The sequence below is a fragment of the Shewanella metallivivens genome (assembly GCF_028750675.1).
GTDB classification, from domain to species: domain Bacteria; phylum Pseudomonadota; class Gammaproteobacteria; order Enterobacterales; family Shewanellaceae; genus Shewanella; species Shewanella metallivivens.
Genome location: NZ_JAQQPZ010000003.1, coordinates 341,900 through 368,426, shown reverse-complemented (window position 1 = coordinate 368,426; position 26,527 = coordinate 341,900). Strand labels below are relative to the sequence as shown.

The window sequence follows — 26,527 nt, the reverse complement described above, 5'->3', positions numbered from 1 at the left end:
TAGCATGAGTTAATTATGACCATTCATATCTTATTGTTTGATAACCAAGGTCAACTATTGTCGCATGGCGATGAGCGTCTTATGGCGCAATATAAACCAGAACAGCAGCGCATTTGGATTGATATCAGCGGCCCCAATAACCAAGATTTTTTTAAGGCGTACCCGCAATTTGGTATTGATAATCTTGATTTCGAAGAAGCACACCGTGAACGCCACCCACCTCAAATTGAAGTTTATCCTAACCATGCATACTTATTGACACATGAGTTAATGGCGCGAGAGGTCTATTTATTACTTGATAGAAGCCATTTGTTGATGCACGTTAATCGTCAATTTTTGATTACCCAGCATCTAAACCCTTCAATTAGTGTTGCCAAAATTACTGAGCAAGTTATGGCTAAGCACAGTCTAGATACTCCTGAAATGAGCGGGGTGTGCTTTGCTATTATGCGTCAAATCGTGGCGGATTATTTGGCTGTAATGTTGGCATTAGAAGAGCGCTTAAATGATATAGAAGATGAGATTTTTGATGCATCAAGTGATGATTTACTTGCTGAACTAATGGCATACAGCAGTAAACTACAAAAGGCGAAACGTTCATTTAGTTATCATGAAGAACTCCTACAACAATTGTTAGGTAATGACAGCACTAAACACATTGGGTTTGATTTTCAACAGTTAAGCTATTTGTATAATCAGTTTGAGCGTTTATCGAGTCGAGCGAGCTTGTATCAGGGCTTGGTGAGCAGTTTGATTAATGGCTTTATCTCTGTAAGCGCACATAAAACCAACCGGGTAATGATGACGTTAACCTTGGTGACGGCCATATTTTTACCTTTAACGGTTATCGCGGGGATTTATGGGATGAACTTTGACAATATGCCAGAGTTAAAATGGTCTTATGGTTATTTTGCCGTGTTGCTGCTTATGGCGTTGATTGTGCTTTTGGGGTTGTGGTGGGCTAAAATAAAGCGCTGGTTTTAACTGTTTAATGAAGTAGGAGGTAAAGTGTCTGGTTTGCAACAGGGTTTTGATTTTGAGGCACCACACCCCCAGTTAGAGCGTAATACAGAAGTTCATCATCCATTAACGCCGCCGGTGACCTGGATTAAAGGCTTTTTGTCAGCGAAGCAGCAACAATTGTTACTTAACGAAGTTGATCACTATCCCTTAGAAAGAGTGTCCATTGAAGTCTATGGCAAGCGGCATCCTATTCCACGCACTCAAGCGTGGTTTGGCGATCTTGGTTGTGACTATCACTATTCTAAATTACACATAAGTGCCTTGCCTTGGCCTAAGGTGTTAAGTCGTTTACGACAAAAGTTGTTCACGGAACACCAAATCCAAAGCAACTCAGTGTTAGTGAATCGCTACGCAAATGGTCACGACTGCATGGGGTGGCATAGTGACGATGAACCCGAAATAGTTAAGGGCTCTGCTATTGCATCTGTCACTCTCGGTGCCTGTAGGGACTTTGTTGTTCGCCATAAAACAACGCAAACCAAAGTTAATTTTACACTTGAGTCAGGTGATTTGTTGATTATGCACCCAGGCATGCAGCAAGATTGGCAACATGCTTTACCTAAACGGCTTAAAGTGACAGAGCCAAGAATTAACTTTACTTTTAGGCATGTTATCCCTCACTACTATCGCTAATCTCAGTCAAGTTAACGACAAAAATTAGCCTGTTATTGAACCTTGTAATGGTTTGTATACGTATCAGTTAAGCATTAAACACGCATAAATGGTGCTAAATATGAGCAACGCAAACGCTCAACCTTTACCTACAAGTAAGACCATCAGCTCGACAAAAAATGTGAGGGCGCTTTATTGGCTTGGCGATGACTTGCGTCTATCAGATAATGCCATATTTTCCGACATCGCCCAGCATGCTCAACAACTGATGATTGTGTATTGCATTGAGCCTCACTGGTTTAGTGCGGCTCAATATCAGGCAAGGCCATTGGGGCTGCATAGGCTGAAATTTTTACTTGAGTCGCTACAAGCTTTAGATGAAGCACTTAATCAATATGGTCAGCAATTACATATTGTGTATGCTCAGGCGCAGCTTTGTTTGCCTCATTTAATTAGCACCCATGATATTACTCGAGTCTATCGGAGCAATCACAGCGGCGCAGATGAGCGAGCCGCTTGGCAAGCGATTCAACAACAATGTGATACCAGCATTGCGTTTTCGACTTTCACGACCCAAACCTTGTTTAATTTACCGCAACTGCCATTTGAGTTAGACGCGTTGCCGCCTAGTTTTAGCCAGTTTCGAAAACAAGTTAACAACAGCCATTTTGATGTAGCGACAGAACAAGTCGCTTGGTTGCCACCTATGGTTGTTCTTCACTCGCAAGATAAATTAATACAGCAATGGATTACCTATCCTGATTGGTTTCCACAAACTCATCAGTTGAGTAATGTATTTTGTGGCGGCGAAACCCAGGGTAAATTGCAGTTAGACAGCTATTTTGCTTCCAATTTGGCCCACAGTTACAAAATCGTGAGAAACGAATTAGCTGGCTGGGAACACTCAACCAAGTTTTCCCCTTGGTTGGCTAATGGGTGTTTATCTGCCCGACAAGTGGTGTCGGCATTACGTCAATTTGAATCGCAACATGGTGCAAATGAGTCGACGCAATGGATTGAGTATGAGTTACTTTGGCGTGAATACTTCCATTGGTATAGCCACAAATTTAACAATAAACTATTTTGGTTTTCGGGGATCAGTGGCAAAAAACCATTAACCAGTTTTTATGCCCAACGATTTCAGGCGTGGAAAACGGCAACCACTCCTTACCCGCTAGTGAATGCATTAATGTCACAGTTAAACCAAACAGGCTACATGTCTAATCGTGGCAGACAAATTGTGGCCAGTTGTTTGATCCACGAATTGCAGTGTGATTGGCGCTATGGTGCTGCTTATTTTCAGCAGCAACTCATTGATTATGACGTTGCAATTAATTGGGGCAATTGGCAATACCTGGCGGGTGTCGGTGCAGACCCTAGAGGTTCTAGACGGTTCAATCTAGCCAAGCAACAGCAAACTTACGACCCTCAAGGCAAGTTTATCAGCGCTTGGCTTGGGAAAGAAAACCTGCCGCTGAGTGGTTGTGAGCATGATGAACTTGATGATGTCGATATGGCCGATTGGCCAATAACGTGAACATGTGGGCTGGAATTCAGTTGTGGTAAATTTGTGCACCAGTAATAAGTTTTAGTTTGCTTGTTTGACCTTTATTCGGCAAACCAGTACCCTGCGGTTTCATTGATATGGATTAATAAGAGTATCACTATGTCTGTCGAACAAATCATTACAGATAAATTGAATCAAGCCTTTACGCCATTGCACCTTGAAGTGATTAATGAAAGTAATCGTCATCATGTGCCACCTAATTCAGAAACCCATTTTAAAGTCGTTATTGTCAGCGATATATTTAGCGAGCAGCGTTTATTGGCTCGTCATCGTTTAGTTAATCAAGCCTTAGCTGATGAGTTAGCAAATGGTGTGCATGCATTATCCATTAATGTTTACACTGAAGCAGAATGGCAAGCTTTGGATGAAGTCCCTAAAACACCTAACTGTAAAGGGTAGCGCGATTGTTGCGGCACGATTGCTTAACAATAGTTTGTTTATCAGTATGGCTGCGACAAATACATTGTAAAAAATAATATAATCAATATTTTATACGGTAAAGCCTCACTAGTTTGTGAGGCTTTTTTATTTGTAAATGAGGTCGCAATCGTTGTTAGTTGTTATTGTTATGTTAAGGTAATGCCAATGTGATTACTGTTTAAATCAGTGGTCAATCTTAGACAGTTATCAATGAAAGAACGTAAGGATTTCATCATGGGGAAGTTGAGACTGTACTGCGGGTTATTGGTTTTGTTGTTGTTGGCTAGTTGTCAACAACCTCCCGCTGAAACGGTGACGAAAACTCAAGCGGCTAAGGCGTCTTATGCTGCAATTGAATGGCGTTTAGCGACATCTTGGCCTAAAAATCTTGCTGGATTAGGCATGGCTCCAGAGCGCTTTGCACAACTGGTTGAGCAAATGTCTGATGGCCGCTTAGTTATTCATGTTTATGGTGCTGGTGAGCTAATGCCAGCCTTGTCGGTTTTTGATGGTGTAAGCAAAGGCACGGTGCAAATGGGTCACAGTGCTGCACATTATTGGAAAGGAAAAGCACCAGCATCGCAGTTTTTCTCATCAATTCCTTTTGGTTTAAATGCCCAGCAAATGAATGCCTGGCTGCACTATGGCGGCGGAATTGAGTTATGGCAGGAGGTTTATCAGCCTTTTGGTATTTTGCCGTTAGCTGGGGGAAATACAGGTATGCAAATGGGGGGGTGGTTTAATAAACCCATTACCTCTCCTGCAGATTTGAAAGGCCTTAAAATGCGTTTGCCTGGTATTGGCAGCAAAGTGTTAAAGAAATTAGGTGGGATCCCCGTTGATGAGTTAGCTGGACGAGAGCTTTACAGTGCATTGCAAACGGGGGCAATTGATGCGGCTGAATGGGTTGGCCCATTTAACGATTTACCACTCGGGCTGCATCACGTTGCCAAGTATTATTATTATCCTGGATGGCATGAGCCTGGTTCTTCGATGGAGTTTTTGGTTAATCAGCAAGCATTTTCAGCGTTGCCAGCCGATTTACAAACGATTGTCAAAGTCGCTGCTAGAGCGATAAACCAAGATATGCTCGATGATTATACCCAGGGTCATATTGCCGCGTTGGACACATTAATAACTGAACATAATGTGGTCGTAAAAGCGTTTCCACCTGAAGTTATAGCGGCATTAAAACTGGCTAGGGATGAAGTCTTACAGGAAGAGGCTGCAAAAGATCCTGTGTTTAAAAAAGTGTTGGATGCTTATTTAGCCAATGAGAAAGCGGTTAAACGTTATTTTCAGTATACCGAAGACGCACTTAACTAATCTCAAACAGCCATGAATAACCAACAGACCATAAGATGAATAAAACGATAAAAACTCAAGCTGTGACGACGGCAGATAAGTGATACTATTTGGTTATTAGAGCGTATATTGTCAACATCATTTTATTTCTGGGAGAAAGCAATGCCTTTATTAGACAGTTTTACCGTAGATCATACTCGTATGAATGCACCAGCTGTGCGCGTTGCAAAACACATGAGTACGCCCAGTGGCGACGCCATTACCGTGTTTGACTTACGTTTTTGCGCACCCAATAAAGACATTTTAAGTGAGCGTGGTATTCACACTCTGGAACATTTATTTGCCGGCTTTATGCGTGATCATTTAAATGGTGACGGAGTTGAAATTATCGATATTTCGCCAATGGGATGTCGTACCGGTTTTTATATGAGTTTAATTGGTCAGCCAACTGAAAGTGCAGTCGCTGATGCATGGCTTGCTGCAATGGGGGATGTGACCAATGTCGTTGAGCAAAAAGACATTCCAGAACTTAATGAGTACCAATGTGGCACTTATGAGATGCATTCACTGACTGAAGCACAAGATATTGCTCGAATGATTATCGCGGCAGGTGTTAGCGTTAATCTAAATGATGACTTAAAGTTGAGTGATGAGATTTTAGGTAATCTATAAACATTTACCTCGCAGTAAAAAAGCGGCTTCGGCCGCTTTTTTTGTTAATAAAATTGCATTTTATGGGGGAAACGTTATCGGTATGCTGTTTTTATGTCACTGAAACCGTTATTGTATCGGCATAATAACAAATATGATGTTTATGTTGGCTTGACCAGACAAATATACGGAGATAACCATGTCTAACCATCCATTTAGCCTGTCATTGATTGCAGTTGCAGTCCTTTTTGCTTGTCAGTCTGCTGATGCAGTCGCCGAAACGGTGACAGAATCAATTGATAAGACAAATAACCACCTCGAGTTAAAACAATCTACACAAACAGCATTTCATTATCGTCAGAGTGATATCGCGGTTGGACTAACAGGCGCAACAGTGCTTCCGACGGCAACAAGTGAAGACGTTGAATTAATGCATCGCGGTGTGTCTGATGGTGTAGCCGTTATGCAAGATGGTATTTTCTTTTCTCCGGCGCCTTATTCTGGGCAAAATTTAGTGATTCAACCTAATATGCTGCATCAGCAGAGTGTCACTTTGTCGAGTATGACCAGTATTGTCGATGGCTCGGAAGCATCATTTGGTAAGCTTGAATATCAATCAGCTGCGATTAGCCCTAAAAAGAACGCTGGTGAGTTTAATGCCGAAATGAACGATAACAGCGACTTCAATGTCGGTGGGATCGTAAGCGGGACCACAAAAGAGTATGGCATGCTACTGGCGCTTGATTATCAATCAGCAACAGATGAGGTAGGTTATCAAGTTGATCGTGATGCCGATGCGACGCAAGCTGATCTTATGTTTAAAATTACCGCCGACAGCTTACCCGGCGCAAGAAACAAACAAACCACAGAATTTAGCTATCAATACTCGAGTAAAGATACCGATATCGGCACGCTTGGTTTAACTAACGCTGATTTTGATCAAGACCCTGGTAAACTGTATTCTGCTGCCAACATTGATAAAGAAGAAACAGAGCGCAATCGTTATGTGTTAGCACATAAGCTTTATTTGTCGAAAACCTCAACAGTGGCTACCGACTTTTATTACCAAACCTATTCTCAAAAAGTTGTCGACATGTTGTATGTTGACGGTGACACAATCAATTCAACACTGTTAAGTAATATTGCAGCATTTGAAATTAATCCAACTATTGATGGAATGGATTTAGGTGCCTTATCTCAAGATAACGACTTTGCGGGTTTTGGTGTGCAAACCAAAGGCGTGAATATGTATGGTCAACATGAAGTGACTTATAGCGCTCGTTATCATACCGACAAAGCCGAAATGGAATTAGGTGGCCAAGATTGGCTATGGAATCAAGATTTATCATTAACCTCAGTGAGTGATAAAGAGGCTTTTGCGGTATATACCGATGATGCTTCGGCATTTTCATCTGCAGTGGATGCAAAGTTAAATTATGGTGATTGGTCGATAAACATTGGCCTAGGTTATGAGCATGTCAGTGTGTCTCGTGATGTCAGTGATGAGTATAACCTGACTGAAGCTGACTTTTCTGACGATGGTTGGATGCCTTCAATTGAAGTGGCTTACACTACGGGTGCATGGTCTGCAGCTGTTCAAGCTAAACAAGCTTGGACTGCAGCTTCTGCGGGTAATTTAGAACAGCGTGCGCAAGAAGCACTACAATATCAATTAGCAGTAGCGTATCAGCAAGATACACTCGCGCTGGCAATGACCGCTTATTTGCATGATTACGATAATCAACATATTGGTTGTATGTTTGGCATGATTTGCGATTATGAGCAAATTGCATTGCAGGAAAATATCGAGGATGTGACAGTCACAGGCATCGACTTATCGGCAGAGTACAGCCTGACGTTTGACCGTTTTTCAATTCCATTTAAAGCAAAATATCAATACACCCAAGCTGAAACAGATATTGGATATTGTTCAAATAACAATGGCTGCTTTGACGGCGACAGCCAATTACCCTGGGTACCTAAGCAGCAGTTTTCTTTCAGTTCAGGTGTGGTAGTCGGTGATGTTTCTGTGATGGCGCAGGCGCTGTTTCAATCGGAGTTAGAATATGAAGGTAATCTGGCAGCCATTGAGCCAATCGACAGCCAATGGAAAGTCAATTTAGCGGCCACTTATAGTATTACTCAGCAGCATGAAGTGTACTTACGAGTTGAAAACTTATTTGACGAAACCTTAGTGGCAAGTCGGACGTTAGCAGGTCTTCAAGCCCAATCAGAAATGACCGCATATTTAGGTTATCAAGCTCGTTTTTAAAATTAAACTGATTGAGTTTTGTTCAATTTGAGAGCCCATACCAGCAGCCCAAGTAATCTTTTACTTGGGCTGCTGTGTGTTTGCTTGATGCGAAATGATATAAATTATTTCTATAAAAATTAATGCTATAGTATTTCAAATCAAAAAATAGCCATTATCTTTTTGTATTGTGCTGTTATTTATTAAATTTGAGTTAAATGTTGCCGATTCGCGAGGGTATTGGTTTGAAATCACCTATTATTTTCGTGGCGATAGTCTCATATTTACGGTAAAATGCGCGCGACCAGCGTGATTTCGATCGCATTTCCGTGTTAAATCTGCGCTAGCTCAAATGGCAAGTATTTGTTAATACTTTGTTTTTGTAGCGGAACGTGGCGCATTGTCTTTCCTTCAAACGTAGTGCTTGTGGATATGATTACAATTAAGAAAGGATTGGAACTGCCTATAGCAGGCGGACCAGAGCAAGTTATCCATAATGGCCCAGCCATTGGACACGTAGCTACTTTGGGTGAAGAGTATATTGGCTTACGTCCAACGATGAAGATCAAAGTGGGCGATAAAGTACAAAAAGGCCAGGTTCTTTTTGAAGACAAAAAGAATTTAGGCGTTAAATATACGGCTTTAGCCAGTGGTACTATTTTAGAAATCAACCGAGGTGCAAGACGTGTACTTCAATCTGTTGTTATTGCTGTAGAAGGTGACGATAGCGTTGCTTTTGCTCAATATGATGCAGACAAATTAGACACGTTAGATGTACAAGCCGTTCGTGACAACCTGATTGAATCAGGTTTATGGACAGCCTTACGTACTCGCCCTTTCAGTAAAGTGCCCGCCGTAGATGCTACTGCAGCAGGTATTTTTGTTACTGCAATAGATACTCAACCTCTTGCTGCCGATCCTGTGGTAGTCATCGCTGAACATAAAGACGATTTTGTTAATGGCCTTAAGGTATTAGCACGATTAACTGAAGGTAAAGTTTACCTATGTAAAGCGCCAGGTGCTGATATCCCTGCAGCCAATGCTCACGTTGAAGAGTTTGCGGGTAAACACCCTGCAGGTTTAGTGGGTACTCACATTCATCACGTTCTTCCTGCTTCTGCTACTCGTAGTGTGTGGCATGTTGGTTATCAAGACGTGATTGCAATGGGTCAACTATTTACTCAAGGTGTACTAAACACTGAGCGTGTAGTGGCCATTGGCGGCCCTAAAGCCAAACAGCCTCGTTTAGTGCGTACCGTTTTAGGTGCAAACATGACTGAGCTTACTGCTGATGAAACAGTAGGTGAAAGTGTTCGTGTTGTGTCTGGCTCGGTACTAAATGGTCGCACAGCAGTAGGACCTCATGGCTATTTAGGTCGCTATCACCAACAGGTGAGTGTACTTGAAGAAGGCACTGAGAAAGAATTGTTTGGTTGGGCTATGCCTGGTGCCGACAAATTCTCTATTACTCGTGCATTTTTAGGTCACCTAAGCCCATCACGTTTGTTTAACATGACCACGAGTACAGGCGGTTCTGATCGTGCCATGGTACCGATTGGTAACTACGAACGCGTGATGCCTTTAGACATTCTACCTACCATGCTACTTCGAGACCTTGTCTCTGGGGACTTTGATGGTGCAGCTCGTTTAGGCGCATTAGAGTTGGACGAAGAAGATTTGGCATTGTGTACGTTCGTATGTCCTGGTAAGTATGACTACGCTTCATATTTACGTGACTGTCTAGATACGATCGAGAGGGAAGGCTAATGAGCTTGAAAGATTTTATCGAGCGTATTGAACCGCAATTTGAAAAAGGCGGTAAGTACGAAAAGTGGTATGCCCTTTATGAAGCGGCAGCCACGGTATTTTACACTCCAGGTAAAGTGAACCATGGTGCAACCCATGTTCGCGATAACCTTGACCTAAAACGTATGATGATTACGGTTTGGGCATGTACATTCCCTGCCATGTTTTTTGGTATGTACAACGTAGGCTTACAAGCACAAATTGCTTTGGCTGCCGGTTTCGGTACCCCTGACGTTTGGCAAGTTGGTTTATTTGAGTTATTAGGCGCACAACTGACTGCAGACTCAGGCGTTGCATCCTTGATGTTTTATGGTGCTTGTTTCTTCCTACCGATATACGCTGTTACCTTTGTGGTTGGTGGTTTCTGGGAAGTGCTGTTTGCCTCTGTGCGTGGTCATGAAGTTAACGAAGGTTTCTTCGTCACCTCGGTACTGTTTGCGTTAACCTTACCCGCTACGATCCCATTATGGATGGTGGCATTAGGTATTACCTTTGGTGTGGTGGTTGCAAAAGAAATATTTGGCGGTACAGGGCGTAACTTCTTAAACCCAGCCTTAGCGGGCCGTGCATTCCTGTTCTTTGCTTACCCATTAAGCATGTCTGGCGATACCTCATGGGTGGTTGCAGATGGCTATTCTGGTGCGACAGCATTAAGCCAAGCAGCACAAGGCACATTTGATTATACCTCTAATGCAAACTGGTTAGATGCCTTTATGGGCTTTATTCCTGGTTCTGTAGGTGAAGTATCAACCTTTGCTATTTTGCTTGGTGGATTGGTCATCATCTACACTCGCATCGCGTCATGGCGCATTGTGGGCGGCGTGATGTTAGGGATGGTTGCAATTGCAACACTGCTCAACGTTATCGGCAGTGACACTAACGCCATGTTTGCAATGCCTTGGCATTGGCACCTAGTGTTAGGTGGTTTTGCATTCGGTATGATGTTTATGGCAACCGATCCGGTTTCTGCGTCGTTTACTAATACGGCTAAATGGGCTTACGGTTTCTTAATCGGTGCGATGGTAGTGTTTATCCGTGTGATTAACCCTGCGTTCCCTGAAGGTATGATGTTAGCTATTTTGTTTGCTAACCTTTTTGCTCCTTTATTTGACCATTTCGTTGTACAGGCAAATATCAAGCGGAGGATTGCTCGTGGCTAGTAATAAAGATTCGTTCGGTAGAACGCTATTTGTTGTTGTCGGCTTATGTCTTATTTGTTCTGTACTGGTTTCGACAGCGGCGGTGTTGTTAAAACCGACCCAGCAAGAGAACAAGCTGTTAGATAAGCAAAAGTATATTCTTGAAGCGGCAAGCCTGATTAACACCAAAGAAGGTAACGTCACTAAGCAAGATATTCTTAGCACATATAACAAGTATGTTGAAGCGCGTTTAGTTGATTTAGCAACAGGTGAGTTTGTTGAAGGTGATGCGAATGTTTACGACCAACGTAAAGCATCGCGTGATGTGACAACTTCGTCTATTCCTGAAAACGACATCGCTTCAATCAAGCGCGTAGCTGACAAAGCTGTTGTGTACTTGGTACGTGATGACGCTGGCAAGTTAACCAGTGTTATTTTACCGGTTCACGGTTACGGTTTGTGGTCAACCATGTATGCATTTTTGGCTCTAGAAGCTGACTTAAACACGATTCAAGGCTTAGTGTATTATGACCAAGCTGAAACACCGGGTTTAGGTGGTGAAGTAGAAAATCCAAAATGGAAAGCATTATGGACAGGCAAACAGTTATTTGATGCTCAAGGCGACTTAGCTATCAGCGTAACTAAAAATCCTGCAGTGGCTAGCACGGTTCACGGTGTAGATGCACTTTCAGGTGCAACCTTAACCAGTAACGGTGTTCAACACTCATTGCAGTTTTGGTTAGGTAAAGAAGGCTTTGCAAGCTTTATCGCTAAAGCACGCAACGGAGGGTTAAGCTAATGGCTGACGCTAAAGAACTTAAACAGGTTCTGACCGGACCGATTATTAATAACAACCCAATTGCACTGCAAATTTTGGGTGTGTGTAGTGCGCTTGCTGTAACCAGCAAAATGGAAACAGCATTAGTAATGACCATTGCGTTAACTGCGGTAACAGCGTTTTCTAACCTGTTTATTTCGCTTATTCGTAATCACATTCCTAGCAGCGTGCGTATCATTGTACAGATGACCATTATTGCCTCATTGGTAATCGTGGTTGACCAAGTGTTACAAGCTTATGCATACGGGATTGCGAAACAGTTATCGGTATTCGTTGGTTTGATTATTACTAACTGTATCGTAATGGGTCGTGCAGAAGCTTACGCTATGAAAACTCCACCAATGATGAGTTTTATGGATGGTATCGGTAACGGTTTAGGTTACGGTGCAATCTTGTTATCAGTTGGTTTTGTGCGTGAACTATTTGGTAATGGTTCATTATTCGGCGTAGAAATCCTCAGCAAAATCTCTGACGGTGGTTGGTATCAGCCTAACGGTTTATTACTGCTTCCACCTAGTGCGTTCTTCTTGATCGGTGGTTTGATCTGGATGATCCGTACTTATAAGCCAGAGCAAGTAGAAGCAAAAGGGTAAACGCAATGGAACATTATATTAGTTTATTAATTCGCTCAGTTTTCATTGAAAACATGGCGCTAGCGTTCTTCTTAGGTATGTGTACTTTCTTAGCTGTGTCTAAGAAAGTGACTACTGCGATGGGCCTAGGTGTTGCAGTGATTGTGGTACTGGCTATTTCGGTTCCTGCAAACCAAATTATTTATCAAGGTATTCTTGCACCTGGTGCTTTAGCTTGGGCTGGCGTACCAGATGCTGATTTGAGCTTCTTGAAGTTCATCACCTTTATCGGTGTGATTGCAGCACTTGTGCAAATTTTGGAAATGGCGTTAGACAAATATTTCCCACCTTTGTACAACGCGTTAGGTATTTTCTTACCTTTGATTACCGTGAACTGTGCAATTTTTGGTGCAGTATCTTTCATGGTAGAACGTGATTACAACTTAGGCGAGAGCGTGGTATTTGGTATCGGCTCTGGTATTGGTTGGGCATTAGCAATTGTATTGCTAGCCGGTATTCGCGAAAAGATGAAATATTCTGACGTGCCAAATGGCTTACGTGGCTTAGGTATTACCTTTGTGACGGCTGGTCTTATGGCTCTAGGTTTCATGTCATTCTCTGGTGTTTCTCTTTAAGAGCACTGAGACGACGCATTAATTTGAACCTTTAAGGATAAGTGAATGGGTATTCTTGAATCTACTCCAATAGATGTATATCTAGGTGTGAGTATGTTTACTGTGATTGTATTAGTGTTGGTATTAGTGATCTTATTCGCTAAATCAAAACTAGTAGCAAGCGGTGATATCACTATTGGTATCAACGGCGACACAGATAAAGCAATTAAAACAGGTGCAGGCGGCAAGTTACTTGGCGTATTAGCAGACAACGGTATTTTCGTATCAAGTGCGTGTGGTGGCGGTGGTTCTTGTGGCCAGTGTCGCGTAAACATCAAATCAGGTGGTGGCGATATTCTACCGACTGAACTTGATCACATAAGCAAAGGTGAAGCTCGTCAGGGTTGTCGTTTATCATGTCAGGTTAACGTTAAATCTGATATGGAAATCGAACTTGACGAAGAAATCTTCGGCATTAAAAAATGGGAATGTGAAGTTATCTCAAACGATAACAAAGCAACGTTCATTAAAGAACTTAAGCTGCAAATCCCTGATGGCGAATCTGTACCTTTCCGCGCCGGTGGTTATATTCAGATTGAAGCGCCAGCTCACCATGTTAAATATGCTGAGTTTGACGTACCTGAAAAATACCGTGGTGATTGGGAACACTTTGGTTTCTTTAAGTTAGAGTCTAAAGTAGACGAAGAAACCATTCGTGCATACTCAATGGCTAACTACCCAGAAGAGTTTGGGATTATTATGTTGAACGTGCGTATTGCTACGCCACCGCCACGTAATTTAACCCTACCTTGTGGTAAAATGTCTTCGTACATTTGGAGCCTTAAAGCTGGCGATAAAGTGACAATTTCGGGTCCATTTGGTGAGTTTTTCGCTAAAGATACCGATGCTGAAATGGTCTTTATTGGTGGTGGTGCAGGTATGGCACCAATGCGTTCACACATTTTTGACCAATTAAAGCGTCTTAAATCTAAGCGTAAAATGAGCTTCTGGTACGGTGCTCGTTCTAAGCGTGAAATGTTCTACGTTGAAGACTTTGACGGCCTAGCTGCTGAAAATGATAACTTTAAGTGGCATGTCGCGTTATCTGATCCGCAAGCGGAAGATAATTGGACGGGTTACACTGGCTTTATCCATAACGTATTGTACGAAAACTACTTACGTGACCACGATGCGCCAGAAGATTGTGAGTTCTATATGTGTGGACCTCCAATGATGAACGCGGCCGTAATTGGTATGTTAAAAGACTTAGGCGTTGAAGACGAAAACATCTTACTCGATGATTTCGGTGGCTAATGAGTTAACTCATTACATTGACAAGTAAGTCATGAAATTGCAGCAATGCAGACAGGGTGTTTACACAGGTCTGCAAGCTGCAATTTTTTTATTCATCAACCCGTGTAAATATGAAATGACCGTGAAAGCTATCAAGTTATTAATAACCTCATTATTGTTACTTGGCGTGAGTGCTTGCAGCTCACCAGAGCCCATCATCACGCTATCTGGCAGTACGATGGGAACCACATATCATGTAAAAGTGGTGCCTAGCGACACCTTGCCTGAGGCGCAATTATTGCAAGCCGAGATCGACATGGCTCTAGAGGTGGTAAACGACCAAATGTCAACTTACCGCAGTGATTCAGAGCTGTCGAAGTTTAATCAATTACAAGTTCAACAAAGTGTGAAAGTGTCTGCCGATACCCTTAAAGTGATTAATGAAGGCATGCGCTTGTATCAAGAGACGGGCGGTGCGTTAGATATTACTTTAGGACCAGTGGTTAATTTATGGGGATTTGGACCGGATAAACGGCCAACATCAGTACCGACTCAAACACAGATTGATGCCGCTAAAGCGAAAATGGGCATTAATGAGCTTGCCATAAACGGGACTACATTGACTAAACACAATGCTGGTTTATATGTCGATTTATCCTCTATCGCCAAAGGTTTTGGGGTTGATAAAATTGCTTCTATTCTAGACAAGTATCACAGCAGTGGTTATTTGGTTGAAATTGGTGGTGAGCTGAACGTAAAAGGCAATAAAGCGGATGGCAGTGCATGGCGCATTGCCGTTGAGCAGCCAACAGATGGCGGCCAAGCCGTGCAGCAAGTGATAGAGCCCGGTACAATGTCAATGGCAACATCAGGTGATTATCGTAATTTTTACGAAGAAAACGGCGAACGTTTTTCTCATTTAATCGATCCTCGTAACGGATACCCTATTAAGCATAAACTTGCCTCAGCAACCGTGCTACACTCTAGTTGTATGACCGCAGATGGATATGCTACTGCCATGATGGTATTAGGTACACAAGCTTCATTGGCGCTTGCTAAAGAGAAAAATTTAGCAATAATGCTGATAGAAAAGCAAGATCAAGGTTTTCAGGTCTATTACAGTGATGCTTTTAAAGCATATGTAAAATAGGGTATATCACTGATTTTACGTCAGGCCTAAAATTGAGTTAATTGGAGTGCGTTATGAGTACATTTTTAGCAGCGTTTGTGGTGTTGTTATTATTTTTCTTGTTAATGTCTGTTGGTTATATCGTGAAAAAGAAAGCGGTAGAAGGCAGCTGTGGTGGGTTGGGTGTGCTGGGTATTGAAAAAGCCTGTGACTGTGACGACCCTTGTGATGCGCGTAAACTCCGTATGCAAAAAGAACAAGAACGCAAAGAGATGCTGAATCAAAACCGAATTATTTAATCTTTTGTGATTCAGTAACTGTTTACAATGTAAAGAGCCTTCATTTTGAAGGCTTTTTTGTTGCCACTTTTTCGCACTAGAGTTACAAACCTTAGTTATAATGATAATGGTTATCAATTGTAAGCTTATGAAATTAAAGTAAAAATTTGCGTTTCTCCCTACAGTGTTTTATTCTATTTAAAATTGATCGAGATCAAATTATTCATCAAGGGACATTACTATGAAAGGTCATCCTAAAGTCATCAGTCAACTCAATCGTGTACTGACTTGTGAGCTGACAGCTATTAACCAGTATTTTTTACATGCTCGCATGTTTAAACATTGGGGATTAGAAAAGCTAAATGAAAAAGAGTACAAAAAGTCGATTGAAGACATGAAGCATGCTGATAAGTTGATTGAACGAGTATTGTTTCTTGAAGGCTTACCTAATTTACAACAATTAGATAAGTTGCGTATTGGCGAAGATGCTGAAGAAATGCTCAGTTGTGATATGGCTGCCGTAACTGAACAAATTGCGATATTACGTGAAGCGATTAATGTGTGCGAAACAGAGCAAGATTACGTCAGCCGTGACTTGCTTGAAGATCTGCTCGAAGACGAAGAAGAACATTTAGATTGGATTGAGTCACAACAAGGGCTCATCGTCCAAACCGGTGTTCAAAACTACCTTCAATCACAAATTAACGACTAATAGGATTTATCATGAAAGGCAATCAAGAAGTTATCGACGCCCTAAACCTACTGTTAACTGGCGAACTATCTGCAATGGACCAGTATTTTGTTCATGCTCATATGTACGAGGATTGGGGATTTAACGAATTATATACCCGTATTTTGCATGAGTCGGACGACGAAAAATTACATGCAGCTAAGTTAGTTCAGCGCATTCTCTTTTTAGAAGGTACGCCCGATGTTGCTAGCCGTGAAGCTTTAAACATCGGTAAAGATGTACAAGAAATGCTAAAAAATGACCTAGATTATGAATATAAAGTCGCAGACGATTTACGCCGAGTGATAAAGCTGTGTGAAGAAAAAGCAGATTACCAAACACGCGAAATCTTAGAAGTGTTGTTAGATGACACTGAATCAGATCACATGTACTGGTTAGAAAAGCAATTACGTTTAATTGACCGTGTAGGCTTGCAAAACTACCTACAAAAGCAAATGTAATTTTTACTTTATGCGATGTAAACAAAAGCCCAACTGTGTTTGGGCTTTTTTGTTTTCGATCGATTGAATACTGTTTTTATATACAGTAATATGGTGTCAGTTCAATTATTCAGTGATGGTTTAAGAATGCGTAAAATCATTCACATCGATATGGATTGTTTCTATGCTGCCGTTGAAATGCGCGATTTTCCTGAATTACGAGGAAAACCCATTGCCGTTGGTGGCAGAAGTGATCGCCGAGGGGTGATAAGTACCTGCAGTTATGAAGCGCGCCAGTTTGGTGTACGCAGTGCGATGTCGAGTTATCATGCTTTGCAGCTTTGTCCGCGGTTAATTTTAGTGCCCGGGAGGATGGATGTATATAAGTTCATCTCGGGTCAAATCCGCGAGATTTTTCATCGTTATACCGATTTGGTTGAGCCGTTATCGCTAGATGAAGCCTACCTTGATGTCACTGATTGCACCGAACAAAAAGGCAGTGCCACTTTAATCGCTAAAGCGATACGCGATGAGATATTTGCGGTAACAGGATTAACCGCTTCTGCTGGTGTCGCGCCAATTAAGTTTTTAGCAAAAATAGCATCTGATTTAAACAAACCTAATGGTCAATACGTGATCCCTCCCAATCAAATCAGTCACTTTGTAAAGGACTTGCCGTTAAGTAAAATTCCCGGAGTGGGCAAAGTTACTACCCAAAAGTTAGCCGATCTTGGCTTAACAACATGTTTTGATGTGCAGCAGTATCCGCAAGCCAAACTCATTGAGGCTTTTGGTAAGTTTGGCAATGTGCTTATTGAGCGGTCACAAGGCATTGATACCCGACAAATTAGTCCTCACAGAGTACGCAAGTCGGTGGGCGTTGAAACCACCTTAGCCAAAGATATTTTTACCTTAGAGCAATGTCATCAAGTATTGCCGCAGCTCATTCAGGAGTTAAGCGGGCGTGTTCAGCGAAGCGCTAAAGACCGAGTGGTTAACAAGCAAGTCGTGAAGCTCAAGTTTAATGACTTTAAACAAACCACCATTGAACAGCGCAGTGATGAAATATCGGTAAATGTATTTTATCAACTGCTCGAACAAGCCTTGTTACGATCTCAAGGGCGTGGAATTAGATTGATAGGTGTCAGTATTGGCCTAGCCGATATAACTGCAGCTAACACCAATGAGAACGCAGACCACGTGACCCAACTCGACTTGGTATTTTGATAACGGCAGAAACAATAAAGGCGACATCAACGTCGCCTTTATGATTCTATTGAGTTATCTACCCGTGATTACGCGTCTTTTGCTGGAATACGCGCTAGCACGGCTAGCAGTAATTCCCAGTATTGACCCACAGTGGTGATGTTAACCATTTCATCAGGGCTATGTGGATAGCGAATGGTTGGACCAATCGAGACCATGTCCATGTTCGGGTATGGCTCTTTAAATAAACCACATTCAAGACCTGCGTGGATAACCATAATGGTCGGGTCTTTCTTATAAATATCATTATAAGTGTCACGCACAATGGCCATCACCGGTGAGCTACTATCAGGCTTCCAGCCTGGATAAGCGCCACTTAAATCAATACTGGCTCCAGACAGGTTAGCTAATGCTGTGAGCATACCGGCAATTTCTTCTCGGCCAGAGTCGATTAATGAACGGATAAGACACAACACTTCAACGCTCTCATCTTCGGTGCTAATCACACCTATGTTGAGTGAGGTTTCTGTGACACCTTCAACGTCATCACTCATGCGGATCACGCCATTAGGGCTAGCATGAAGTAAGTCGATTAAGGTATTTTGTGCATCTTCACCCATGACTTTTGCTGGGGTGGCAATCTCTGCTAAGGTCAGTAACATACTTGGGTCGGCAATGGCTAGCTCTTCACGCACTAATGCTTGAAAGCTTGCTATAGCCTGGTTAAGCGCTGCAACATTTTCGCTTGGAAGCATAAATTCAATATTGGCTTCACGCGGAATGGCATTTCGTAAAGAACCACCCGAAAAGCTAACTAACTCAAGTGCTAACTCGTCACTGTATTTAAACAAAAAGCGGGCGAGTAATTTGTTGGCATTACCACGACCAAGGTGAATGTTAACCCCTGAGTGACCGCCTTTTAAGCCAGACAGTGTTAACGAAAAACTGGCATTACTGTGCTCTGGCGCTTGCCAAGACATCGGGACGCTGATTTGCGCATCGACACCGCCAGCACAACCCATGTAGATTTCACCTTCTTGTTCTGAGTCGGTGTTAATTAAAATGTCGGCTTCTAGATAACCGGCTTCTAAACCAAAGGCGCCTGTCATGCCGGCTTCTTCATCTATGGTTAATAATACTTCTAATGGACCATGTTTGATGTCTTTACTGCCTAGTACTGCCAGTGCAGATGACATACCGATACCGTTGTCAGAACCTAAGGTTGTGCCTCTGGCTTTAACCCAGTCTCCGTCGACATAGGCTTCGATTGGATCGGTTTCAAAATTATGTACTTTGTCGGCATTTTTTTGCGGCACCATATCGATGTGAGCTTGCAGCACAACCGTTTTACAATTTTCCATACCTGGTGTTGCAGGCTTACGAATAATGAGGTTGCCTACTTTATCTTCAACAACCGCAAGCCCTTGAGCTTTGGCCCATTGCTGAATGTGTTGCGATAACGCATGTTCATGCTTGGAAGGATGTGGAATCGCACAAATTTGTTCGAACCATTGCCAAAGAGGCTGAGGATATAATTGAGTTAATGCAGTCACGAAACGCCCTCTATGAAGAATTCAGTCGGATACGACAGATATTAAAACTGCAAATATTTTAACATATTCTGCGGCGTTACTTGATATTGCCACACCAATTTGCCAAGGTTTAGGCCACAAATCTGTAAATAAATATGAACCAGCAACACTGTTGTTGAACAAGGACTTTTATGACTCAAATAAATCAAACTGCGCAAGCATTTCAAGTGCCTTTTATTGATGTCACCAGTGACGAAGCCATTTTTGAAGGTGAGGGCTGGGATGCTGTAGTGGTTATCGCCCCGACCCTTGCTGATATTAAGCAAGATGAAATTAATTTACTGGCATCCCACGCTAGCCAAATTGATCAGCGTGTTGGCAACACTGCCACGTTACTGTTGGCGCCAGGCCTAGCTGGTGGGCGTTTGATTATCTCGCCTGTTGCAGATGCTGATAACACTTATAACGATGTGCGGATATTTGCTAAAGCAGCCCGTGAGGGGATTGCTATTGCAAAAGCCGCAGGCGCGACTAAACCACTCCTTGTGGTGCCAGCGGTAAGTGATACACGCTATCAACATGCACAACAAGTTGCTGCATTAGCGTGTGGGCAAGAGTTATGGCAGCCACTAGAAGCACGAGAAGCAAAGTCATTAACCCCAAGTTTAGCTGCAATCGGCCTGCTTAATAGCGCATCTCACAGTATGTTGATTAACGCTGCTGAGTCTGGAAGAGTGCTGGCACGTGATCTTTGTGGTACTGAGCCTGAGCGAATGTCAGCCATGGGATTTGCTAAGTATTGTGTCGATGCTTTTGCTGACAGTGACATAGCGATATCTGTCATTGATCAAGTTGAACAGTTACATACTGACTACCCGCTATTAAGTGCTGTGGGCCGAAGCTCATTTGGGGTTGAACGCCACCATCCTCGGGTCGTAAAACTAGAATATATTGGTGAGGGCACTATTACTAAAACTTTATTTTTTGCAGGTAAAGGGGTGGTTTACGATACGGGCGGCGCAGACATCAAAGTGGCCGGCTCAATGGCTGGGATGAGCCGCGATAAAGGCGGTGCAGCAGCTGTGGCCGGGTTAATGAAAGCACTATCCATTATTAAACCTAAAGGGATAAAGGTTGTTGCAGAGCTTGGTTTGGTGAGAAACAGTATTGGTAGCGATGCCTTTGTGACAGATGAGATCATTAGCAGCCATGCAGGTATGCGAGTGCGTATTGGCAATACCGACGCAGAAGGGCGCTTGGTGTTAGCAGATTTACTGTCGCATTTACGTGTTCAAGCACAACGTGAAGTTAATCCTCAGTTGTTTTCGGTGGCAACACTAACCGGTCATGTTGTAAGAGCGTATGGCGGTTATCCTGCATTAGTTGAAAATGATGAAGCTAAGAAACAAGGTGTAGCACTCTTATTAGCTCAGACGGGGGAGCTATGGGGAGAACCGTTTGAAGTGTCTCGCTTACGCCCGGAAGATTTTGAAAAAGTGGCTGATAAAAATGGTGTTGCAGACGTCGTGTCATCCAACAATGGTCCGTCATCAATAACAGCCCGAGGCCACCAATATCCGGCTGCGTTTTTAATTAACGCGTCCGGTTTGGGGCAAACGTCGTTGCCCTTTACTCATATTGATATTGCTGGCAGCGCAGTGGAGGGCGATCCATTGTATGGTAAGCCAACGGCCAACCCTTTGGTTACTTTATTACAGGTTGCGGTGCTGTGATTGCCTGATTGATAAACCTATGTTTTTAATTGTTATTATTTATTGATAACAATTGTTTGACAATCGTTATACATAGTTTTAATACAAAAATACTGTAATAAAATAACTTTTAATCAAGTTTTTGTGAGTTTAAGCAAATAATGCTTGTAATTAAATTACAGTTTTGTATAATTCTTTTCGTCGGCAAGCATTGTGATTGTCGACTCTAGTTAATCCAGGAAGGATATAGCCTCCAAGGATCTGAGTGACAAGTTGTCTCAACGGATTTGAGAAATGCACGTTCCAAGGAACCGAGCCAAGCTTTACTAGGTTTATACAACTTAACTTTATTTAGGAGAAAGACTATGTCTTACACAGGTAACAGCAAAATTTATTGGCAAAACACTTGGTTTGCTGACGTAACCGTTTTACGTGGCGGTATATTCGCCATGAAACTTTAAGATTTGACCCTCTTAAAGTCGCTTTAATATCCATCAACCTTTTGTTCGTCTCGTTTGACGTTTTAGACAAGGTGGTAAATTAATTAATTTATCGCCACATCACATTAAGTGATACTAGCTTTCCTTTCCCCATATGGATGCTTGTAACATGTCTGCCTACTCTATTGAGTAGGCTTTTTTTTGCCTTAAATTTATTAATTCGCTGTATAAAAAACTGAAATCTTTGAATAAAAAGGCGGTTTATAGCTATCATTGCTGTAAATAATTATAATCTCCCTCCTTAAAGTTGGCATAACTTCACATTGTTGGTTTTATGATCCCGTTATACTGCTTTATTGTGTTGCGTGACAGCTTAATGACTTAGCTAAAGCCCACCTATTGCAATTAAAACAATTACTTAAACTTAACCCTTACCCAAGGAACCTTGTTCCATGTTAGAAAAATTATTTAAATTAAAACAAAACAATACCAGCTTAAAGCAAGAAGCTGTCGCCGGTTTAACCACCTTTTTAACCATGGCATACATCATTTTTGTTAACCCAATGATGTTAGCTGACGCCGGAATGGATCACGGTGCAGTATTTGTCGCGACCTGCTTAGCTGCGGCGGTGGGTTGTTTAATTATGGGATTATTAGCTAATTATCCTATCGCACTCGCGCCAGGGATGGGATTAAATGCCTTTTTTACTTACACTGTAGTAGGAGAGATGGGCTACAGCTGGGAAACTGCATTAGGTGCAGTGTTTATGTCTGGTGTGTGCTTTTTAGTTTTATCGCTAGTGAAAATCCGTGAATGGATTGTCAACAGTATTCCAATGTCACTGCGTTTTGGTATCGCAGCTGGTATCGGTTTATTTTTAGCGTTAATTGGTTTAAAAAGTGCCGGTATTGTAGTGGCAAGCCCTGCGACTTTGGTGACCATGGGGGATATCACTTCTTTCCCTGCGATAATGGCAGCATTAGGCTTCTTTTTGATTATCGCCATGGTGCAACGCGGGCTAAAAGCGGCGGTTATTTTTAGTATCTTGATTGTGACAGTATTAGGTTTGATATTTGGTGATGTGCAATACAACGGACTGATTTCAATGCCACCATCAATTGCACCTACTTTCATGAAAATGGACCTATCAAGCGTACTTGAAGTGAGCATGCTGTCGGTTATTTTTGCCTTCTTATTTGTCGACTTATTTGACACCTCTGGCACTTTAGTTGCGGTGGCTCAGCGTGGTGGTTTACTTGATGATAAAGGCCGTTTACCTCGTGTTAAACGTGCGTTAACTGCTGACAGTGTAGCAACCATTACTGGTGCAGCATTAGGAACATCTACCACGACAAGTTATATTGAAAGTACTGCAGGTGTTAGTGCTGGCGGACGTACCGGATTAACCGCAGTGGTGGTTGGTTTGTTGTTTGTTGCCGCGTTATTTATTTCACCATTGGCGGGGATGGTACCTGCATACGCAACTGCCGGAACATTATTTTATGTCGCCATTTTAATGATGTCTGGTTTAGTTAATGTTGAGTGGGAAGATTTAACCGAAGCTGCACCCGTTGTCGTGACATGTTTATTGATGCCATTAACCTTTTCGATTGCGAATGCGATTGGTTTTGGGTTTATCTCATACGCGGTAATTAAAATGTTGACAGGTCGATTTAAAGATTTGAATTCAGGTATATTGGTTGTAGCTGCGCTGTTTATTGCTAAATTTGCTTACAGTTAATGTTCCGTTTATCAACAGATAACTAACAAAAAGGGCCCTAAGGCCCTTTTTTGTTGTGTAATGATAAAAAAAGCCCAGTATTAGTGGCTTTCACTATGAATTAGTCACCGAATTGGGTATAAAAATAATTCGAATATTTTTAGTTAACTGAGTGACATAATGGGTTATCGCCGTGTAGTGGTTAAGTTAGGGACGAGTGTGTTGACGTCGGGCAGTAAAAAGCTTGATAAAGCACACATGGTGGAGTTAGCAAGGCAAATGACCATGCTAATGCGAGCTGGTGTTGAGGTGGTCTTGTGCACATCGGGTGCCATTGCGGCTGGGCGTGAACACCTACAATACCCCGTATTCCCCGACACTATGGCAAATAAACAATTATTGGCAGCGGTTGGGCAAAGTCAGTTAATTTTAGCTTGGTCACAACTCTTTAGTATTTATGGTTTACATGTGGGGCAGTTATTACTGACTCGTGCCGATCTTCATGATCGCGAACGTTACCTTAATGCGCGAGACACCTTAAATGCACTGCTCGCTAACAATATTATCCCGATTATTAATGAAAACGACGCGGTAGCCACCAATGAAATTAAGGTGGGGGATAACGACAATTTATCGGCTCGTGCAGCCTTGTTATGTGACGCCGATTTATTGATTTTGTTAACCGATCAAAAAGGTTTGTTTGACGCCGATCCGCGCACCAATCCAGATGCTCAGCTTATTAAACAAGTCGTTAATATTGATGACAGTTTACGCTTACTTGCAGGCGGCTCTGTGTCGGGTTTAGGTACTGGGGGGATGGCAACAAAACTCGAAGCGGCTGATATTGCCCGTCGAGCCGGAATTGAAGTCGTCATCGCATCAGGTCATCATCCTGATGTGATTATCAAGGTGGCAGCACGCGAATCAGTTGGCACGCATTTTAGCGCAATTGAAAACCCGCTAGAAAGCCGTAAACAGTGGATTTTGGCTGGTCCTGCAACCCAAGGTAAGCTCGTTATCGATGCTGGTGCGTCTACTGCGGTGGTGGCCAATGGCCGAAGTCTATTGTCTAAAGGTATTGTCGCCGTTGAGGGTAAATTTGACCGCGGAGCAACGCTATTAATTATTGATCAGCAAGGTAAGGTATTGGCCAAAGGCATGAGCCGTTATTGTGCTAATGATTTATCTAAAATTAGCGGTAAGCATTCAAATGATATAGAGCGCTTACTGGGTTATGACTATGGAGATGCGGTCATTCATCGTAATGATATGGTCGTACTGAATAATTAAGGATAAGTATATGTCAGCTTCTGAAGCAGAATATTTAACCCAACTTGGCCAGCGCGCAAAAGCCGCGAGCTTTATTTTAGCCTCACTATCTGCCAAGCAAAAATCTGCTTTGTTGATGGAGATTTCTCATCAATTGGGTGAGCGTAAAGATGATATTTTACAAGCCAATGCTCAAGATGTGGCAAATGCTAAAGCAAAGGGTTTAACTGATGCGATGATCGATCGCCTGATGTTAGATGAAGGCCGCTTAGCGGGCGTTATTGCCGATATCGACAATGTTATTGCACTTGCCGACCCTGTCGGTAACGAGTCTGAAAGCAGAGTGCTTGATAATGGCCTGCGTCTTACTCGTCGCAGCGTGCCTTTGGGCGTAGTCGGGGTAATTTATGAAGCGCGGCCAAATGTTACTGTCGATATTGCTGTATTAGCTCTTAAAACTGGCAACGCAGTTATTTTACGTGGCGGTAAAGAAACGCTCACATCGAACAAAGTCTTAAGCGAGGTAATACGCTCTGCATTAGCTATTCAGAAATTGCCGCAAGATGCGGTGCAACTGATTGACTCTCCTGACAGAAGTATTGTCAGTGGCTTGCTTAGATTAGATAAATATGTCGATATGATTATTCCGCGTGGCGGCCAACATTTACAACGTTTGTGTGCTGAGCAATCCAGTATTCCAGTTATTTTAGGCGGCATCGGGATTTGCCACTTATTTGTAGATAAACACGCTGATTTAGTGCGTGCTATTGATGTTATCACTAATGCTAAAGTTCAACGCCCAACTGTATGTAATGCATTAGATACACTATTAGTGCATCAAGATGTTGCTGCTGCGTTTATTCCCAATATCGCCTCACATTTGCATTCGCTTGGCGTACGTTTTCATGCCTGTGACAAAGCGTCAGCGTATTTAGACGGTTTAGGTTTTGATGTGACAGCGGCACATGATGAGTCATTTTCAACCGAGTGGTTATCGCTAACATTAGGGATTAAAGTTGTCAGTGATATTGATGCTGCCGTTGAACATATTAGGCAATATTCAAGTGGGCACTCTGAGGCCATTTTAACCGATGATATACACGCAGCAGCCTATTTTATGAACCAGGTAGATTCGGCTGCAGTGTATGTTAATGCCAGCACTCGTTTTACCGATGGTGCTCAATTTGGTTTAGGAGCCGAAGTGGCAGTAAGTACGCAAAAATTGCATGCTCGCGGACCAATGGCGCTTGATGCATTAACCACTTATAAGTGGCTTGCCTGGGGGGATTATACCAGCAGGCAATAAAGCAAATTAATCAACACGTAAAATAAGGGCGCAAATTTGCGTCCTTATTTTTATTGCGCAGGTTGCCGATTATAAATTGTAAATAAGGTGGCTTGGGGCGGCTGGTAAGGTAAATCGTTCATAGGTGGTTAATAACCAAATAATGAAAAAAGCACCGGTCATTAAAATGGCGACAATGCGAAAAGCTTGGGCGTACTCCATGACAAACGTAAAGTAACGACGTTGGACAGAGTTTGTCATGATGGTTGCAATGAGGGCAAATACACATAAATACATCGCAGGGTATTGAGTACTACTCACACCATAAAATTTTTCATAGGCCATGATCAAGCCTACAATCGTTAAGATAACAATGCGTATTTTACGTTCAGTACTGTCGCTAAAATTCCATCTTGGCAGTCCCATTGCCGATATTCCTCTGTTTTACTTTCGTACTTATGTGTCGAAATAGTGTTATAACACTTGATCGTGTTTTTTATCAAATATTTAGGTTTGTTATAGTGCGTATTAATTGTGTTGTGTGAGCGATTTTTGTGCTGATTACACCAAGCCTGACATCAGGCTACCCTCTATTCTTAACGACTATTTTAACCTGTACCTACATATATCAGCAAAATGGCATAAATTTTTTGATCTTGCCCTTGTATTTCACTTTGTTGTCCCAATATAGGTA

Annotated in this window: 24 protein-coding genes; 22 read left to right on the top strand and 2 right to left on the bottom strand. The window is 42.3% G+C overall.

From position 1 onward, the window contains the following. Positions 1–15: 15 nt before the first annotated feature. The 18 genes from PQR79_RS06920 (at position 16) to dinB (ending at position 17,895) form a co-directional block, all read left to right on the top strand. Positions 16–984, top strand: coding sequence for a magnesium transporter CorA family protein (locus tag PQR79_RS06920; RefSeq protein ID WP_238106870.1), 969 nt, complete (start codon positions 16–18; stop codon positions 982–984). Between the two features lie 24 nt (positions 985–1,008). Then, complete coding sequence (locus PQR79_RS06915) at positions 1,009–1,656, top strand: alpha-ketoglutarate-dependent dioxygenase AlkB family protein (RefSeq protein ID WP_438270807.1); 648 nt, start codon at positions 1,009–1,011, stop codon at positions 1,654–1,656. Between the two features lie 100 nt (positions 1,657–1,756). Next, positions 1,757–3,172 carry a DASH family cryptochrome gene (locus tag PQR79_RS06910; protein ID WP_238106872.1) on the top strand — a complete coding sequence of 472 codons (1,416 nt, stop codon included), beginning with the start codon at positions 1,757–1,759 and terminating at the stop codon, positions 3,170–3,172. A gap of 129 nt (positions 3,173–3,301) precedes the next feature. Next, positions 3,302–3,601: a BolA family protein gene (locus PQR79_RS06905; protein ID WP_238106873.1), complete on the top strand. Its 300-nt coding sequence runs from the start codon at positions 3,302–3,304 to the stop codon at positions 3,599–3,601. Between the two features lie 255 nt (positions 3,602–3,856). After that, entirely contained in the window at positions 3,857–4,948 is a 1,092-nt protein-coding gene (locus PQR79_RS06900) for a TRAP transporter substrate-binding protein (protein WP_274408424.1), read from the top strand. A gap of 141 nt (positions 4,949–5,089) precedes the next feature. Further along, positions 5,090–5,599, top strand: coding sequence for an S-ribosylhomocysteine lyase (luxS, locus tag PQR79_RS06895; protein WP_188926516.1), 510 nt, complete (start codon positions 5,090–5,092; stop codon positions 5,597–5,599). 178 nt (positions 5,600–5,777) lie between these two features. Then, positions 5,778–7,850 (top strand): TonB-dependent receptor, encoded by a 2,073-nt coding sequence (locus PQR79_RS06890; RefSeq protein WP_238106875.1) that lies wholly within the window; start codon positions 5,778–5,780, stop codon positions 7,848–7,850. A 411-nt stretch (positions 7,851–8,261) separates the two neighbouring features. Next, complete coding sequence (locus tag PQR79_RS06885; RefSeq protein ID WP_238107207.1) at positions 8,262–9,596, top strand: Na(+)-translocating NADH-quinone reductase subunit A; 1,335 nt, start codon at positions 8,262–8,264, stop codon at positions 9,594–9,596. Continuing rightward, positions 9,596–10,795, top strand: a complete 1,200-nt coding sequence (locus PQR79_RS06880; protein WP_238106877.1) for an NADH:ubiquinone reductase (Na(+)-transporting) subunit B — start codon at positions 9,596–9,598, stop codon at positions 10,793–10,795. Before PQR79_RS06885 ends, PQR79_RS06880 begins: the two co-directional genes overlap by 1 nt. Then, the gene (locus PQR79_RS06875; protein WP_238106879.1) at positions 10,788–11,573 is read left to right on the top strand and encodes a Na(+)-translocating NADH-quinone reductase subunit C; all 786 of its coding nucleotides are present in this window, start codon (positions 10,788–10,790) and stop codon (positions 11,571–11,573) included. Before PQR79_RS06880 ends, PQR79_RS06875 begins: the two co-directional genes overlap by 8 nt. Then, on the top strand, positions 11,573–12,205 hold the full coding sequence (locus PQR79_RS06870) for an NADH:ubiquinone reductase (Na(+)-transporting) subunit D (protein ID WP_238106880.1): 633 nt from the start codon (positions 11,573–11,575) through the stop codon (positions 12,203–12,205). The genes PQR79_RS06875 and PQR79_RS06870 overlap by 1 nt, the downstream gene beginning before the upstream one ends. Before the next feature lie 5 nt (positions 12,206–12,210). Next, on the top strand, positions 12,211–12,819 hold the full coding sequence (nqrE, locus tag PQR79_RS06865; protein WP_238106882.1) for an NADH:ubiquinone reductase (Na(+)-transporting) subunit E: 609 nt from the start codon (positions 12,211–12,213) through the stop codon (positions 12,817–12,819). 45 nt (positions 12,820–12,864) lie between these two features. Then, positions 12,865–14,112 (top strand): NADH:ubiquinone reductase (Na(+)-transporting) subunit F, encoded by a 1,248-nt coding sequence (gene nqrF, locus PQR79_RS06860; protein ID WP_238106883.1) that lies wholly within the window; start codon positions 12,865–12,867, stop codon positions 14,110–14,112. Positions 14,113–14,227: 115 nt separating this feature from the next. Then, positions 14,228–15,241 (top strand): FAD:protein FMN transferase, encoded by a 1,014-nt coding sequence (locus tag PQR79_RS06855; RefSeq protein ID WP_238107208.1) that lies wholly within the window; start codon positions 14,228–14,230, stop codon positions 15,239–15,241. 53 nt (positions 15,242–15,294) lie between these two features. After that, positions 15,295–15,519, top strand: coding sequence for a (Na+)-NQR maturation NqrM (gene nqrM / locus PQR79_RS06850; RefSeq protein WP_238106884.1), 225 nt, complete (start codon positions 15,295–15,297; stop codon positions 15,517–15,519). A gap of 220 nt (positions 15,520–15,739) precedes the next feature. Beyond that, on the top strand, positions 15,740–16,210 hold the full coding sequence (gene bfr / locus PQR79_RS06845) for a bacterioferritin (RefSeq protein ID WP_238106886.1): 471 nt from the start codon (positions 15,740–15,742) through the stop codon (positions 16,208–16,210). Positions 16,211–16,221: 11 nt separating this feature from the next. Further along, complete coding sequence (gene bfr / locus PQR79_RS06840; protein WP_238106887.1) at positions 16,222–16,689, top strand: bacterioferritin; 468 nt, start codon at positions 16,222–16,224, stop codon at positions 16,687–16,689. 126 nt (positions 16,690–16,815) lie between these two features. Next, positions 16,816–17,895 carry a DNA polymerase IV gene (gene dinB, locus PQR79_RS06835; RefSeq protein WP_238106888.1) on the top strand — a complete coding sequence of 360 codons (1,080 nt, stop codon included), beginning with the start codon at positions 16,816–16,818 and terminating at the stop codon, positions 17,893–17,895. 68 nt (positions 17,896–17,963) lie between these two features. Here dinB and PQR79_RS06830 read toward each other — a convergent pair whose 3' ends face one another. Continuing rightward, positions 17,964–19,427: an aminoacyl-histidine dipeptidase gene (locus PQR79_RS06830; protein ID WP_238106890.1), complete on the bottom strand. Its 1,464-nt coding sequence runs from the start codon at positions 19,425–19,427 to the stop codon at positions 17,964–17,966. A 170-nt stretch (positions 19,428–19,597) separates the two neighbouring features. Between PQR79_RS06830 and PQR79_RS06825 the strand changes: the two genes are divergently transcribed. From PQR79_RS06825 to PQR79_RS06810, 4 genes are all read left to right on the top strand, one after another. Continuing rightward, a complete protein-coding gene (locus PQR79_RS06825) occupies positions 19,598–21,139 on the top strand; it encodes a M17 family metallopeptidase (protein ID WP_238106891.1) in 1,542 nt (513 codons plus the stop codon). An 871-nt stretch (positions 21,140–22,010) separates the two neighbouring features. Continuing rightward, entirely contained in the window at positions 22,011–23,300 is a 1,290-nt protein-coding gene (locus tag PQR79_RS06820; RefSeq protein WP_238106892.1) for an NCS2 family permease, read from the top strand. Positions 23,301–23,459: 159 nt separating this feature from the next. Beyond that, positions 23,460–24,569 carry a glutamate 5-kinase gene (gene proB, locus PQR79_RS06815; protein ID WP_238106894.1) on the top strand — a complete coding sequence of 370 codons (1,110 nt, stop codon included), beginning with the start codon at positions 23,460–23,462 and terminating at the stop codon, positions 24,567–24,569. Positions 24,570–24,579: 10 nt separating this feature from the next. Continuing rightward, positions 24,580–25,854, top strand: coding sequence for a glutamate-5-semialdehyde dehydrogenase (locus PQR79_RS06810; RefSeq protein ID WP_238106896.1), 1,275 nt, complete (start codon positions 24,580–24,582; stop codon positions 25,852–25,854). 69 nt (positions 25,855–25,923) lie between these two features. Here PQR79_RS06810 and PQR79_RS06805 read toward each other — a convergent pair whose 3' ends face one another. Then, positions 25,924–26,259 carry a hypothetical protein gene (locus tag PQR79_RS06805; RefSeq protein ID WP_238106897.1) on the bottom strand — a complete coding sequence of 112 codons (336 nt, stop codon included), beginning with the start codon at positions 26,257–26,259 and terminating at the stop codon, positions 25,924–25,926. Positions 26,260–26,527 lie beyond the last annotated feature (268 nt).

Coding starts and splice junctions, on each gene's coding strand:
- luxS (WP_188926516.1), top strand. CDS start 5,090: ATGCCTTTATTAGACAGTTTTACCGTAGATCATACTCGTATGAATGCA.
- PQR79_RS06805 (WP_238106897.1), bottom strand. CDS start 26,259: ATGGGACTGCCAAGATGGAATTTTAGCGACAGTACTGAACGTAAAATA.
- PQR79_RS06910 (WP_238106872.1), top strand. CDS start 1,757: ATGAGCAACGCAAACGCTCAACCTTTACCTACAAGTAAGACCATCAGC.
- nqrM (WP_238106884.1), top strand. CDS start 15,295: ATGAGTACATTTTTAGCAGCGTTTGTGGTGTTGTTATTATTTTTCTTG.
- dinB (WP_238106888.1), top strand. CDS start 16,816: ATGCGTAAAATCATTCACATCGATATGGATTGTTTCTATGCTGCCGTT.
- bfr (WP_238106886.1), top strand. CDS start 15,740: ATGAAAGGTCATCCTAAAGTCATCAGTCAACTCAATCGTGTACTGACT.
- PQR79_RS06855 (WP_238107208.1), top strand. CDS start 14,228: ATGACCGTGAAAGCTATCAAGTTATTAATAACCTCATTATTGTTACTT.
- PQR79_RS06810 (WP_238106896.1), top strand. CDS start 24,580: ATGTCAGCTTCTGAAGCAGAATATTTAACCCAACTTGGCCAGCGCGCA.
- bfr (WP_238106887.1), top strand. CDS start 16,222: ATGAAAGGCAATCAAGAAGTTATCGACGCCCTAAACCTACTGTTAACT.
- proB (WP_238106894.1), top strand. CDS start 23,460: ATGGGTTATCGCCGTGTAGTGGTTAAGTTAGGGACGAGTGTGTTGACG.
- PQR79_RS06890 (WP_238106875.1), top strand. CDS start 5,778: ATGTCTAACCATCCATTTAGCCTGTCATTGATTGCAGTTGCAGTCCTT.
- PQR79_RS06820 (WP_238106892.1), top strand. CDS start 22,011: ATGTTAGAAAAATTATTTAAATTAAAACAAAACAATACCAGCTTAAAG.
- PQR79_RS06885 (WP_238107207.1), top strand. CDS start 8,262: ATGATTACAATTAAGAAAGGATTGGAACTGCCTATAGCAGGCGGACCA.
- nqrF (WP_238106883.1), top strand. CDS start 12,865: ATGGGTATTCTTGAATCTACTCCAATAGATGTATATCTAGGTGTGAGT.
- PQR79_RS06900 (WP_274408424.1), top strand. CDS start 3,857: ATGGGGAAGTTGAGACTGTACTGCGGGTTATTGGTTTTGTTGTTGTTG.
- PQR79_RS06825 (WP_238106891.1), top strand. CDS start 19,598: ATGACTCAAATAAATCAAACTGCGCAAGCATTTCAAGTGCCTTTTATT.
- PQR79_RS06920 (WP_238106870.1), top strand. CDS start 16: ATGACCATTCATATCTTATTGTTTGATAACCAAGGTCAACTATTGTCG.
- PQR79_RS06905 (WP_238106873.1), top strand. CDS start 3,302: ATGTCTGTCGAACAAATCATTACAGATAAATTGAATCAAGCCTTTACG.
- PQR79_RS06880 (WP_238106877.1), top strand. CDS start 9,596: ATGAGCTTGAAAGATTTTATCGAGCGTATTGAACCGCAATTTGAAAAA.
- PQR79_RS06870 (WP_238106880.1), top strand. CDS start 11,573: ATGGCTGACGCTAAAGAACTTAAACAGGTTCTGACCGGACCGATTATT.
- nqrE (WP_238106882.1), top strand. CDS start 12,211: ATGGAACATTATATTAGTTTATTAATTCGCTCAGTTTTCATTGAAAAC.